Source organism: Mechercharimyces mesophilus (assembly GCF_059818345.1).
Genome location: NZ_JCBAPH010000001.1, coordinates 1,198,391 through 1,211,931, shown reverse-complemented (window position 1 = coordinate 1,211,931; position 13,541 = coordinate 1,198,391). Strand labels below are relative to the sequence as shown.

Genomic DNA, 13,541 nt, shown 5'->3' with positions numbered 1-13,541 from the left:
AAGAAACATATGCGAGCGGAAGTTATTGGTGTTGGAACAGAATTGCTCTTGGGGCAAATTGTTGATACCCACGCCGCTTTTTTATCAGATGCACTCTCGCAATTGGGGATTGATGTCTTCTATCATACATCTGTCGGTGATAATAGGCAGCGGTTAGAAGAGGTGATTACCCTCGCTTCGTCCCGCTCCGATCTTGTTCTATTGACGGGCGGATTGGGACCGACTGACGATGACCTCACGAAAGAGGCAGTTGCTTCTGTGACGGGTGTATCGCTTGTGGAGCATGCCCCTTCACTGGAGTGGATTGAATCGCTTTTTCGCCGTTTTGGACGTACGATGCCGGTATCCAATCGCAAACAAGCCTTAATGTTTGAGGGTGGCGTTGTTTTTCCTAATAATCGAGGGACTGCCCCAGGGATGGGTGTAACGCATGCTGGAACAACCTATGTGTTGTTACCGGGACCTCCGCACGAGCTGAAAGCGATGTATGAGAAAGCGGTGGTACCGTATCTCACCACGTTAATTCCGCAAGAACAAGTGGTTTTCTCTCAAGTTTTACGTTTTATGGGTATTGGAGAATCCCATATGGAAGAATTGATTGATGATCTTATTCAGAATCAAACCAATCCAACCATTGCTCCTTTGGCTAAAGAGGGAGAGGTTACGCTACGCTTGACGGCGAAGGCGGCTAGTGTAGAGGAAGCAAAGCACATGATTGCCCCTGTGTGTACAGAGCTACGATCTCGCTTGGCTCCTTATTATTATGGAGAAGGCGAAGATCGTTTAGAAAAGCGAGTGGTGGAAGAGTATACTCGTGCACAGAAAACCATTGCGCTTGCCGAAAGCTGTACCGGTGGACAAGTTGCTGGACTGCTTACGCGTGTAGTAGGGAGTAGTGCCGTTTTTCGTGGGGGAGTCGTCTGTTACACCAATGAAGCGAAATCCCAACTATTGGGTGTGAAGCCGGAGCGATTAAAAGAGTTTGGTGCGGTCAGTAGTGAGGTGGCAGCGGATTTGGCTGAAGGAGCATTGTCTCGTTTCCATTCGGATATTGCGATCGGCATTACAGGGGTCGCCGGCCCGGATCCTGTTGAGGGAAAAGAGGTTGGGACTGTCTATATGGGTGTGAGAGAACGTGGAAAGAGTACGGTTGTCTATCAATTGGCGTTGGCGGGGACACGTGATCATGTTCAACTGCGAGCGACTTATCAAGCCTTATTTTTATTATTGGAGCGTATACAGAAAGGTGTAGACATGCATGAAGTCATTTGAGATGTTTGAAATGGATGAGCAAGTGTTACAAGGTGTTAAAGATATGGGTTTTGAAGAACCCTCTCCGATTCAAGAGAAATGTATTCCGATGGTGATGCGAGGAGAGGATGTGATCGGTCAAGCACAGACCGGCACAGGGAAGACCGCTGCATTTGGTATTCCAATCCTAGATCAAGTGGATGTGGAGCGGCGCGTGATACAAAGCCTTATTTTGGCTCCCACACGTGAATTGGCGATTCAAGTATCTGAGCAGTTGCAACGTATCGGTCGTAAGAAGAATGTACGTACCCTTCCGGTATATGGTGGACAGTCGATTGGACATCAGATCAAAGTATTGAAACAAGGCGTTCATGTTGTCATCGGAACTCCGGGTCGTGTGTTGGACCATCTTCGTCGTGGCACATTGAATCTAGACGACGTAGAGATCATGGTGTTAGATGAAGCAGATGAAATGCTAGACATGGGGTTTGTCGAAGATATTGAAGCGGTTCTCAAGTATTTGCCAACACAGCGTCAGTTGCTTCTGTTTTCGGCAACAATGCCCCGCGCGATCCGTTCGTTAGCGCAAAAGTATATGCGCAAACCACGATATATCACGGTGAATCGCGGGGATGTAACGGCTCCTGTGATCGAACAAGTGGTATATAAGGTGCTGGATAGCGGGAAGTTGGATGGCTTATGTCGCCTGATCGACAGCGAAGATGTTAGCTTGGGGATTGTATTCTGTCGGACGAAGAAGGGTGTAGATGAGCTGGCAGATTCTCTCTCCGCGCGTGGCTATCTCGCAGGGGGACTTCATGGTGACTTGGCTCAACCTCAGCGTGACCGGGTGATGAATGCGTTTCGTCGTCGGGAGATTGACTTGTTGATTGCGACCGATGTTGCCGCGCGTGGAATTGATGTCGGGGATGTCTCCCATGTGATTAACTACGATATTCCGCAGGATTCCGAGAGCTATGTGCATCGTATTGGTCGTACGGGTCGTGCCGGTCGCTCGGGAAGAGCCCTTACCTTGGTAACACCGCGTGAAACGAAGCAACTTCGTTCGATAGAGCAAGAAGTGGGCTTCCGCTTAAAGGTCCGCTCGCTTCCTACATTGGAAGAAGTGGCGGAAAAACAACAAGTGGCGTGGACCGCCCGACTAGAAGAGACCATGAAGTCGGATCAAGAGTATCCCATCTTCGACAACATGGTGAAAGAGTTGGCTACTCGTTACGAGCCGGAGCAAATTGCGGTGGCGGCTCTTCACTTGGCGTTTGCTGACCGCTTCACCAATGAGACGGATGCCAATTACAACTTTGGTGAAACGGGTGCCTCCCCAGGTATGGTACGCTTCTTTATTAATGTGGGTCGCAATGCGGAGATCCGCCCACGTGAACTGGTGCACGCGATTGCAGATCAAGCGGGCATCGAAGCGCGGGAAGTGGGACGAATCAATATTTATGATCGCTTCTCGTTTGTAGAGGTACCGGAAGAAGCGGCTCCATTTGTCTTTGAAGCATTACGGCAGACACGCATCAACGGTGCTCGGATCAACCTAGAGCCTGCTCGTCCGCGAAACCGTTCTTAATGAATAATCGATAGAGGTATAGACTGCTTATCGGCTTTAGAAGCTGGTAAGCAGTCTTTTTTTGGCCGTGCGAAATGATATTTTCCTGGCGAGATATAGGCTAGTAAGTAGGATTTCATCTTGTATCTGTAAAAGAATGAATATTGCCTTCACCTCCTGCCTGGTGGGTTGCATACTGTATTATAAGATCGCGAGAGGGACAGATCTATCATGAATGAGTGGAAGGAAGGGCGGGAGAAGATTGCGATGATGAAGGATGATCGAGAGGTTCCGTTGGCGGAGAAGGAAAGGGAGAAGATTTTTGTTAGTGGAGGATACCACAACCTAGGGGTGTGGTTTTATCCAGATTATATCGTCTATTCTGACAATCATTATGGTGCGCAGCTAACCTTACGTTTTATGGAAGACAAAAGCGAGCGATCTTCTTTGAATTTGCCACCTCGCGTTGTTTACCCACTCTCTTCTCAGGAAGTCCTGTATCCTTCTTGTTGGAATGGCATCGATGTGATTTTTTACCTCACCCATGTAGGATGGAAGAGTGATTGGGTGATCCAGCCTTCTTCTTCGATTGAAGCGATTCGCTATGTCTATGAGGGAGCGAAGCACCGTTACCTGGATGATCGTGGAGATCTATGGTTGTGGAGTACACATGGCATCTTCAAAGAGGAAAAGCCTGTCGCCTTTCAATATACTCCTGATGGCAAACGTTATATACCAGTTGCTTATCAAATGAATCAAGATGGGTCCATTGGATTTACTATCGGAAGGGAATATGACTCAACAAGGCCACTCTTGATTGATCCGATCATGCGCTACTCTACCTTTTTAGGAGGAATCAATTTTGATTCTGGCAAAGGGATTGCCGTCGATCAAGTTGGAAATGCGTATGTCGTAGGAAGAACATTTTCGAGAAACTTTCCAACAACGACGGGAGCATTTCAGGAAAACCTAACTGGAGTTTCAGATGCGTTTATTACAAAGATGAACCGCTTTGGATCGTCCCTGATCTATTCCACCTTTTTAGGCGGAATTGGTCCTGATTTTGCTTGTGGCATTGCGATTGACACACAACAAAATGCTTATATCACCGGTTCCACACATTCCTTTAACTTTCCAGTTACTTCTGAAGCTTTTCAACAAAACTTTACGGGTGCCGATGGCTTCATCACGAAGCTGAATGCCAGTGGAAGCTCGCTTATTTATTCTACCTATTTAGGAGGAGCTGGAGGTGTCACGCAAGGGGCCAGCATCAAAGTAGACGAGATGGGCAATGCCTTTGTGGGTGGGGCGAGTAGTTCGGCCAATTTTCCAACGACACCGGGTGTAATCCAAACACAATATGCTGGGGTTTTTCCTAATTTTAATGGGACGATTACGAAGTTAAATGCCAGTGGTTCCTTTCTCATCTATTCTACCTACCTTGGTGGAGGGAACGAAACACAAACCCTAAGTAGGATTGCGATCGACGACACAGGAGCCGCTTATGTGACGGGGACAACATTGGCAAATGATTTTCCTATTACCCCGGGTGCGTTTCAGACTGCCTTTGGGGGCATTTCGCAGGCTTATGTCTCGAAGGTAAATGCGACAGCAACAGCCCTTCTTTATTCTACTTATTTAGGGGGAGTCAATTTCATTGATTTAAATGGTGGCCATGCGATTGAGATCGACTCTGCTGGCAATGCTTATATCACTGGATGTACCTCCTCTACCAATTTTCCTATCAGCGCAGGGGCATTTCAGCAGAACTATGGTGGGGGTAACCTCGATGCCTTTGTAAGTAAGTTGAATCCTACGGGTTCTGCCCTTCTCTATTCTTCTTATTTAGGAGGAGCGTCGATAGATGACGGGCTGGGGATTGATATTGATCGCTTCTTTAATGCGTGGCTCACCGGTTTGACACAGTCGGGGAACTTCCCTGTCACGTCGGACGCGTTTCAAAAGTTCCGCAGAGGTTCACAGAATGCGTTTATCGCTCAGGTAAGCCCAGCTGGAACGGGACTCACTTTTTCTACTTACCTTGGGGGGAATACGACAGAGGAAGGCAACGATATTGTGGTGGACGAAAAGAGAGAAGTATATGCGACAGGGTTTACCGCTTCGCCTAACTTTCCTGTCACGTTAGATGCCTTTCAACAACGGTTTGGTGGAAATGCAGATGCCTACCTCATCAATCTTGGCTTTGGGGTGATGCCAGAGCCTGGTCCAACGGGTCCAGCAGGGCCAACGGGGCCACGAGGTCCACGCGGGCCAAGGGGAGCGAGAGGTCCTGCGGGAGAAGCGGAGAGGGGTTAGCGGTTGCAGAGGAAGCTTTGTCAAAGGGACTCTATTTTTTCATACTATAGTTAGATGAAGGAAGGGGCTTGATTAAAGTGTATTTTCAGAAAAATATTTCTGAGGGTGATTCTTTGTTTGAAAAGTGCAACGCGCATTATGTGGCAAGAAGAGGTGAATGTAATCTTATCTTTTCTTCTGGTTGTGTCCAGTTTGTCTCTTCTGCTAGTAGACAAGGAGATTGCACCTCTTCTGATACCTGGCAAGATAAAAAGAGCGTTCTCACGATGTGGTTTGCCGATAGGACAGAGAGTAAAAGTACCTTAGGAAAGGGGGATAAGGAGGGATATCCTATCCTTTCAGCGCAAGCTGGATCACTGAAGTACCTATCTGTTTGGCCAGGCGCAGATATATATTTTTATGATCGCGATGGCGAGATCAAGTATGATGTGTGGTTGCAAGCGGGAGTGTTACCAGAAGTGATCCGCTTTACTTTTGCAGGATTGCAGGAAGGGATATCACTCAATGAAGAGGGGGATCTTCTCCTCGCAACCCAACAAGGTTGGATGTTACAAAAAAAGCCGGTTTCTTTTCAACCGACTCTTGACCCCGCACGGGAGATTGCTACTCGGTTTAAGCTGATCGATGCTCATACCGTGGGTTTTGAACTAGAAGAGGAGGTAGATTCTTCTCATGCCGTACTGATTGATCCGCTTATTCTCTATTCAACCTACCTTGGGGGAAGCGGGACTGATACGGGATTGGAGGTGGCGGTTGATCAAGGTTCTCCTGTTAATGCCTACGTTACAGGAGATACGAATTCTCCGAATTTCCCCATCACATCGGGTGCCTTCCAGACAACCACTAGTGGGAATACAGATGCTTTTGTTAGTCGGATTAACGATACCGGTACTTCTCTGATCTACTCTACTTACCTGGGGGGAAGTGGGGCGGATTGTGGTTTGGATATCTCCGTGGATGCCTTCTCCAATGCGTATATAGGGGGGAGTACCACTTCGATTAACTTCCCCATCACCTCAGGTGCCTTTCAGACTATCCGTCTGAGTGGGCAAGTCGGCTTTGTGACCAAGCTAAATCCTCAAGGGAACTCACTTGTCTATTCCACTTACCTGGGTGGGGCAGGCGGAACGACGACTGTGGAAGGAGTTGCAGTTGAATCTTTGCCGAATGCCTTTGCAACAGGTCAAACGACCTCCGATAATTTTCCAGTTACCTCAGGAGCTTTCCAATCAACCAGAACAGGTGGGTCAGATGCCTTTGTCACAAAGTTGGACCCAACAGGAAGCTCACTAATCTATTCCACCTACCTGGGTGGAAATGGTGCAGACCCAGCTTTTGACATCGCACTGAATAGCGCAGGAAATGCTTTTCTCATTGGGCAAACGAATTCCAATAATTTTCCTGTAACCAATGCTTTTCAACCGACCAAGTCTGTTGGAAATGATGCCTTTGTTACAAAAGTAAGCCTTACGGGAAGTTCGCTTATCTACTCTACTTACTTGGGAGGCACTGGAGCCGACGTCGGTTTTGATATTAAAGTAGATGTGGATGATCATGCTTATGTGACGGGACAGACAACCTCCAATAATTTTCCCGTTACCTCAGGTGTATTTCAATCGACCAATGCGGGGGGCCAGGATCTCTTTGTCACCAAGTTTACGGTGGGCGGGATGAGTTTGGTCTATTCCACTTATATTGGCGGTAGTCAGAATGATTCGGGCAGGGGAATTTCCCTGGATGCCTTTGGAAACGCCTGTGTGAATGGGATAACTTCCTCCCTTGATTATCCGACGACCTTTGATGCCTTCTCCCCTAATTATAATGGGGGTTCATCCGATTCTTTTCTTTCTATGCTCAGTTTAACGGGCGACAATCTCATCTTCTCCTCCTACATGGGGGGAAGTGGAGCGGATCTGGGAAGGGGGATTGCCACCGATAGACTTAATCGTGTCTATGTAAGTGGGTCAACCACTTCCGCTAATTTCCCCACTACTCCAAATACCATTCAATCGCAAAACGCCGGGGGAGAGGATGTTTTTGTAGCCAAGATTGGAATGACTCCGGCTACCGGTCCAACAGGACCCACAGGTCCGCGAGGGGCAACGGGCGCGAGAGGGATGACGGGGGCAGCAGGTGTTCAAGGGGCGACAGGACCGATGGGCCTACCCGGGAGAAGAGGTCCACGTGGGCCCAGGGGAGCCAGAGGTTTTGCAGGAAGAGGAGAGATGAAGTAGACGCAACAGGTTGAGGTGATCGTATGGTTAGATAAAGGAGTTACGACTGATTCGAGCAACCACCCTGCGATCAACAAGGGGAGGTTGCTCTTCTTTGTGCAGTTAGCTGAAGAGCGCTTTTGTACACGAGCATAAAATTTTTAACATGGGGCGTTTTCTAGCACTCTCTCTATCAAACTAGCATATGTTAGTAGAAGATTGAACAGAAAAGAGATGAGAGAGATGGATGAACCCAATTATTCCTTGTGGTCGGAACTTCCCTATGCTGGAGAAAGTACACCTCCTGACAATCCAGAAGAACCATTGGCCGGTTCTTGGCCACTTTACTATGTCCGAAGAGGAAGAAGGAGAGATGATCAAAACGACGGTCGAGACGGGCGTAGAACGCTGTTTACTGATGCGAATGGTGTTCCACTCAAATTAATCGAAAAACCAAACAAAATCGATTTTCAGTCCGAACTCATCGAGGTACAAGATACGCTAGCCAACTTGACTCCAGAGCAGGTTGCGATTGCTAGATACTGGGGCACGGGACCTGCAACGAAGCAATGGACACCCATCATTGATCGGCTCATTGATACCTATAGTGCCGAACAACCCTTTAACCTTTTGGTGTCCGCTCCGGATGCGGCGCGTATCTTAGCCGCAGTGCAAGCGGGGATGTCAGATACCTTTGTAGTCACTTGGTATCTTAAGTATAAGTACAATGTGGCACGCCCCAATCAGTTGGACCAAAATTTAGCGACGGCCATTTGTACTCCCCGCCATCCTACGTATCCTTCAGGACACGCAGCGACGGCAGGTTGCGCAGCGCAAATTTTGAGCTACTTCTTTCCAACCGAATCGAATCGATTGATGCAATTGGCGGCGGAAGCGGCTAACTCACGGCTGTTGGGCGGTGTTCATTTTCGGAGTGATAATGAACAAGGGTTACGCCTTGGGCGTGAAATTGGCTCCGTCGTCGTCGATGTACTGAGAAAACAAAAAGACTCCAGTGGAAGTTGGATTGATGACCCACCACAACAAAACTTAAATGCTGATTTGAATCCGCCTCCGTATGAACAAGTGATCCCATTTGATTACCCTGAAGTTTGTCAATCCAAGGTGATTGACGAGGACGAGTAACCAGATAGGTAAACGATCGTTTGCAAAAGAAAGAGGACGAGTGCGCACTAGCTTGTGGCTAGTCGCCTCGTCCTCTTCGTGCTTTTATTAATGAATGCCGAGTGCCATCTTGGCATAACGGGACATACGCTCTTTGGACCATGGTGGATTCCAGACGATTTCTACTTCTACATCCTCTACACCGTCTACTTTCTTGACGGCTTGTGTAACCATCTCTTGAATCATTCCAGCGAGAGGGCAACCCATGGCGGTTAAAGTCATGGTGACTTTGGCTTTGTTCTCGTCATCGATATCGACACCATAAACCAAACCAAGATTGACGATGTCAATATTGAGTTCCGGATCGATGACTTCTTCTAACGCTTCCATGATCTGTTCTTCTTGCTTTTCTTTATCCATAAATGTAACACCTCTTTTTTGGCAAAAGGATCAACTGTCTCTCTCTTTACTGTATCATAAGCAGGAACGGGTTAAAATAGGTAACAAAATAAACGAATAAATGTTCGTAAATGATCTTGGCACACAGGAAAAAACCATGTATGATGAGAATAGAATAAAAAGAAGAGAACGAGAGGGAGTGGAAGAGATGTCAGATCGTAAACAAGCATTGGATATGGCATTGCGGCAAATTGAGAAGCAGTTTGGGAAAGGCTCTATAATGAAAATGGGTGAAGATTCATTCCCACCTGTGGAGACCATTCCGAGCGGTGCTTTGGCTGTCGATATTGCGCTGGGGATTGGCGGTTATCCACGCGGACGCATCATTGAAGTATATGGACCGGAATCCTCAGGGAAAACGACCGTCGCTCTCCATGCGATCGCCGAAGTACAACGTGCGGGTGGACAAGCTGCGTTCATCGATGCGGAGCACGCGTTGGACCCGGTGTATGCGCGCAAATTGGGAGTAAACATTAATGAATTGCTCTTGTCTCAGCCAGATACGGGAGAACAAGCGTTGGAGATTTCTGAAGCATTGGTACGGAGTGGCGCAGTGGATATCATCGTGGTGGATTCGGTGGCTGCGTTGGTGCCAAAAGCGGAAATTGAAGGCGAGATGGGAGACTCTCATGTCGGTTTACAAGCTCGCTTGATGTCCCAAGCGCTACGCAAACTGTCGGGTGCGATCAGCAAGTCCAAGACGATTGCGGTCTTTATTAACCAGCTCCGTGAAAAAGTGGGCGTCATGTTTGGCAATCCAGAGACGACACCAGGAGGACGGGCTCTCAAGTTTTACTCCAGTATTCGTTTGGATGTGCGCCGTGCGGAGACGATCAAACAAGGACAAGAGATGGTGGGGAACCGCACACGCATTAAGGTTGTGAAAAACAAGGTAGCGCCACCATTTAAACAAGCAGAAGTCGACATTATGTATGGAGAAGGGATATCGAAAGAAGGCAGTATCCTCGATATCGGAAGCGATCTTGATATCGTCGATAAAAGCGGGTCTTGGTACTCCTTTTCTGGAGAGCGCTTAGGTCAAGGACGGGAAAATGCGAAGCTGTTCCTCAAGGAGCATACGGAGATTGCGGATCAGATTGAGCGCAAAATCCGTGAACACCATCAGCTGATCCAGCCGGAAGAACAAGCAAAAGAAGAAACAGCAAGTGCTTCAAGTTCTGCAACAACGAAGAAGAAGGGCAAGAAGAAAGAGGAAGAACAATCCTTGGATGTCTAGCTTTCCAGGATGAGAGGGAGGGGCAATCATGAAGGGTGGCGTGATAACCCGGATTGAGAAGCAAAAAAAACGTGCAGCCCGCTACCATCTTTATCGAGAGGATGAGTACTGGGGTACGGTTCATGAAGAAGTGTTGGTGAAGAAGGGGTTGCGCAAGGGACTTCAGCTTACACCAGAAGAATGGGAGCAAATTGGAGAAGCGGAGGAGCGCAGTCAGGTGCGGCAGGCCACCTTGCGTTACCTCAGCTATCAACCGCGGACTGTTTTTGAGGTCCGCCGTTTTCTTTTACAAAAAGAATATGCGGAAAGCCATATTGAAACCATCATTGCGGAGTGTAAACAACAGGGATACTTAGATGATGCCCATTTTGCTGAGGCATGGGTTGCTTCTCGATCACGGAGTAAAGGTCTGGGCAAGCGAGCACTGCGTCAGGAACTGGAACGAAAAGGGGTAGAGGATGACGCGATCGATGAGGGGCTTGCGCAGGTCGAGGAAGAAGACGAGTGGGAAAAGGTACAAGAGCTAGCCATGAAGCGTTATCAACGGTTGCGTCATCTACCGTGGCCGACGGTAGAGCGTCGTTTGGGAGGGTATCTTTTGCGTAAGGGGCATCTCCCGCCTCTGGTGTATCGCATCTTGCGTGAAATACGCCAGCAACACCAGGCGTAGAAAGGAGGAAACAGATTTGCGTTTACTTTACTTAACCGATACGCATATACGAGGAACCTCTCCGCGCAGTCGGATGGATGATTTTCCAGAGACTTTGAAAGAAAAGTTGCATGAAGTACTCGCCATTGCGGAAGAAGAAGAAGTGGATGCCGTGCTCCATGGGGGCGACTTCTTTGATCGCCCCGATGTTTCTCCGTCTGTTGTAGGTGAATTTGCCTCTATCCTAAGGCGTTTTCAGGTTCCCATTTTCACCATTGCAGGGAACCATGATATCTATGGTCATAATCCAGAGACGGCGCACCGCTCGATGATTGGTCTGTTGGACGCATTTGGTACCGTGCGCATGCTCCGTGAAGGGGAGAGGGAGCGATTCACCGTGAACGGGCTAACGGTACAGTTGTCGGGCCAACCTTTTCACTATGACTTGGATCGGCGTGACCCTGCTATGGATTATGCGGTGCAAAAGGAGGAAGGGGCATCGTATAGTATCCACATGGTGCACGGGATGGTCGTGGATCGAGCGCTTCCCGACGGGGTCCATCATACGCTGGTGGATCAACTATGGTCTACGGAGGTCGATCTTTTGTTGACGGGTCATTACCATGCAGGGTTCCCACTCCAGGAAAAAGAGGGGAAATACATCGTGAATCCCGGTGCATTGTCCCGCATCAATAACCATCCTTCGGAGATGCGACGAAGGCCACAAGTGGCGCTCATTACCTTAGGTGATACCCTCTCGGTACGTCTCCGCCCCTTGCAATGTGCGGCGGACGGGAAAGATGTGCTGGATCGATCTTATTTGGAGGAAGCGGCATGGAGATTAGAGAAGATGAGCTCATTTGTACAGGAAGTTAAAGCGGCCGGTTCGTTTCAGTCCATGGACATTATGGATATTATTCATGAGATCGCTGATCTAGAAGGGATTAAAGAAGAAGTGAAGCTGGAAGCGATGCGACGTATTGCGGTCATTCAAGAGCGGATCGGAGAGGGGAGAGCATCATGAAATCTTTGCGCCGCTTGGTGATTGAAAATTTTCAGTCCCATGTAGAGACGGAGATCCACTTTACCGACGGGCTTCAAGTGTTTGTTGGCCCGTCCGACAGTGGGAAGAGTGCCATCTTACGCGCATTGCGCTGGGTCTTATACAATCAGCCACGTGGCAGTGATTTTATTCGGACCGGTGCCAATCGATGCCGTGTCTCCCTTACCTTGTCTGATGGGACAACGATTCTACGTGAGAAGAGTTCGTCGCTTAATCGCTATGTGCTTGTTACGCCGGAGGGTGAAGAGCAAGTATACGAGGGTTTTGGCAGTCAAGTGCCACAAGAGGTTTTGGAAGCGCATCAGATGCTCCCGCTAAAAATGGACGGCGATTGGGAGATGGCAATGCAAATAGGAAGCCAGTTAGAAGCTCCCTTTTTGTTAGCGGAGACGGGCAGTGTCAAAGCCAAATCGATTAGCCGCATTAGTGGGGCCCATGTAATGGATATGGCACTCGGCGAGGTGGTACGTGATCGCCAGTCCACACTCACGGAAAAGAAGCAGTTGGAAAGGCAAGCAGAAGAGGCAAAGCAAAACCTTGTACCCTATGAAAACCTCCCGGAACTCAAAGGAAAATTGGACCGTGTGGAACAGCTGCTCGGTCAAGTAGAAGAGAGGAAAGTCCGCTTAGAAAGATACCGACGGTTACAAGCACAGTGGCGAGAGGTTTTAGAGCAGTTGAAGGCGTGGCGGGAAAAGTGGAATCGCTTAACCGAAATTGAGCGAGCGCAGGAGAAAGTGGTCACGGCAGAAGCAGTGGGGTATCGCTTGCAACGAATTGAACGCATAACCAAGCAATGGACCCGGTTGCGGCAAGAGAAGCAGGAATGCAAGCAAACACTTACAGTTGTTGGTAGCCTTCCGCAAGCAGAAGCGTTGATGGAAGCGCTCATGGTCAAACAAGCACAACAAGCGCAACAAAAACAGCTACGACAGAGATGGAATCAACTACAAGAACAGTTGCATCTGAATCGCATCCATACAGCGAAAACAGAGAAGCTTCCCGTTGTTCAGGAGCGGATCGAAGAGATAGAGCATGCCCTTACCTATTTTCGGCGGATGCAACAAGTAGGGCCCAAGTGGAAGCAAGCGCAAACCGTTCGCTTAAAAGTGGAACGAGTACTGGAGCATACGTCTTCCGTTACCAAGGTAGAACAACAGACACACATGTTGACGGAGAAAGCGGACAAGGTGAAACGGTACCGTTCTTATCTCGTACAGCGGAAGGATTTATTGAAGCGCAAACGGGAAGGAAGACAATTTTTTCAGCAAAAAGAGCAAGAGATTGAATCGCTATCAGCGGAATATGTAGGTCTTCTGAAGCAGTGGGGACAGTGTCCCACTTGTGGAGCGCAAGTGGAAGACGAGCATGCGTTACACCATATCTTGGTCAATCATGGAGGATGAGAGCCATGCAAGCATTAGAAGAACGATTGAAACAAGTAAAAACATCATTGGAAAAAGCGAAAGACCTGCGGTATAAAGCGGAGGCACGTCTTGAGCAATTGGAGAAACAAGAGGAAGAACTCTTGTTAGAGTTAAAGGAATTGGCTGTTGAACCGGAACACTTAGATGAAGAGATTGCCAAATTGGAGCGCGAAATGGAGCAGAAGTTGGAAGAAGCGATGGCGCTTCTACCTGAGGAGCTGATGAAGTAAC

At 48.5% G+C, this 13,541-nt stretch carries 11 protein-coding genes; 10 read left to right on the top strand and 1 reads right to left on the bottom strand.

Annotation, left to right across the window (positions count from 1 at the left end):
- Positions 1-9 precede the first annotated feature (9 nt).
- The 5 genes from AC6RGY_RS06035 to AC6RGY_RS06015 all read left to right on the top strand — a co-directional run bounded on the left by AC6RGY_RS06035 (position 10) and on the right by AC6RGY_RS06015 (position 8,496).
- Positions 10-1,272 (top strand): competence/damage-inducible protein A, encoded by a 1,263-nt coding sequence (locus AC6RGY_RS06035; RefSeq protein ID WP_499860563.1) that lies wholly within the window; start codon positions 10-12, stop codon positions 1,270-1,272.
- Positions 1,259-2,842 (top strand): DEAD/DEAH box helicase, encoded by a 1,584-nt coding sequence (locus AC6RGY_RS06030; RefSeq protein WP_499860560.1) that lies wholly within the window; start codon positions 1,259-1,261, stop codon positions 2,840-2,842. Before AC6RGY_RS06035 ends, AC6RGY_RS06030 begins: the two co-directional genes overlap by 14 nt.
- A 210-nt stretch (positions 2,843-3,052) precedes the next feature.
- Positions 3,053-5,137, top strand: coding sequence for an SBBP repeat-containing protein (locus AC6RGY_RS06025; RefSeq protein ID WP_499860557.1), 2,085 nt, complete (start codon positions 3,053-3,055; stop codon positions 5,135-5,137).
- A 77-nt stretch (positions 5,138-5,214) separates the two neighbouring features.
- Entirely contained in the window at positions 5,215-7,371 is a 2,157-nt protein-coding gene (locus AC6RGY_RS06020; protein WP_499861472.1) for an SBBP repeat-containing protein, read from the top strand.
- Positions 7,372-7,593: 222 nt separating this feature from the next.
- Entirely contained in the window at positions 7,594-8,496 is a 903-nt protein-coding gene (locus AC6RGY_RS06015) for a vanadium-dependent haloperoxidase (protein WP_499860554.1), read from the top strand.
- A gap of 87 nt (positions 8,497-8,583) precedes the next feature.
- Here the strand turns inward: AC6RGY_RS06015 and AC6RGY_RS06010 are convergent, their stop codons facing one another.
- Positions 8,584-8,895, bottom strand: a complete 312-nt coding sequence (locus AC6RGY_RS06010; protein ID WP_499860552.1) for a metal-sulfur cluster assembly factor — start codon at positions 8,893-8,895, stop codon at positions 8,584-8,586.
- Positions 8,896-9,082: 187 nt separating this feature from the next.
- Here AC6RGY_RS06010 and recA point away from each other — a divergent pair, with 187 nt between their 5' ends.
- From recA to AC6RGY_RS05985, 5 genes are read left to right on the top strand one after another with little or no spacing between them, the layout of a single operon-like run.
- Complete coding sequence (gene recA, locus AC6RGY_RS06005) at positions 9,083-10,171, top strand: recombinase RecA (protein WP_499860549.1); 1,089 nt, start codon at positions 9,083-9,085, stop codon at positions 10,169-10,171.
- A gap of 28 nt (positions 10,172-10,199) precedes the next feature.
- The gene (locus AC6RGY_RS06000) at positions 10,200-10,841 is read left to right on the top strand and encodes a RecX family transcriptional regulator (RefSeq protein WP_499860546.1); all 642 of its coding nucleotides are present in this window, start codon (positions 10,200-10,202) and stop codon (positions 10,839-10,841) included.
- 16 nt (positions 10,842-10,857) lie between these two features.
- Positions 10,858-11,844 (top strand): metallophosphoesterase family protein, encoded by a 987-nt coding sequence (locus tag AC6RGY_RS05995; RefSeq protein WP_499860541.1) that lies wholly within the window; start codon positions 10,858-10,860, stop codon positions 11,842-11,844.
- A complete protein-coding gene (locus AC6RGY_RS05990) occupies positions 11,841-13,289 on the top strand; it encodes an AAA family ATPase (protein ID WP_499860538.1) in 1,449 nt (482 codons plus the stop codon). The genes AC6RGY_RS05995 and AC6RGY_RS05990 overlap by 4 nt, the downstream gene beginning before the upstream one ends.
- A 5-nt stretch (positions 13,290-13,294) precedes the next feature.
- On the top strand, positions 13,295-13,540 hold the full coding sequence (locus tag AC6RGY_RS05985; RefSeq protein ID WP_499860533.1) for a hypothetical protein: 246 nt from the start codon (positions 13,295-13,297) through the stop codon (positions 13,538-13,540).
- The last annotated feature ends 1 nt before the right edge of the window (position 13,541 follow it).

Coding starts and splice junctions, on each gene's coding strand:
- AC6RGY_RS06035 (WP_499860563.1), top strand. CDS start 10: ATGCGAGCGGAAGTTATTGGTGTTGGAACAGAATTGCTCTTGGGGCAA.
- AC6RGY_RS06030 (WP_499860560.1), top strand. CDS start 1,259: ATGAAGTCATTTGAGATGTTTGAAATGGATGAGCAAGTGTTACAAGGT.
- AC6RGY_RS06025 (WP_499860557.1), top strand. CDS start 3,053: ATGAATGAGTGGAAGGAAGGGCGGGAGAAGATTGCGATGATGAAGGAT.
- AC6RGY_RS06015 (WP_499860554.1), top strand. CDS start 7,594: ATGGATGAACCCAATTATTCCTTGTGGTCGGAACTTCCCTATGCTGGA.
- AC6RGY_RS06010 (WP_499860552.1), bottom strand. CDS start 8,895: ATGGATAAAGAAAAGCAAGAAGAACAGATCATGGAAGCGTTAGAAGAA.
- recA (WP_499860549.1), top strand. CDS start 9,083: ATGTCAGATCGTAAACAAGCATTGGATATGGCATTGCGGCAAATTGAG.
- AC6RGY_RS06000 (WP_499860546.1), top strand. CDS start 10,200: ATGAAGGGTGGCGTGATAACCCGGATTGAGAAGCAAAAAAAACGTGCA.
- AC6RGY_RS05990 (WP_499860538.1), top strand. CDS start 11,841: ATGAAATCTTTGCGCCGCTTGGTGATTGAAAATTTTCAGTCCCATGTA.
- AC6RGY_RS05985 (WP_499860533.1), top strand. CDS start 13,295: ATGCAAGCATTAGAAGAACGATTGAAACAAGTAAAAACATCATTGGAA.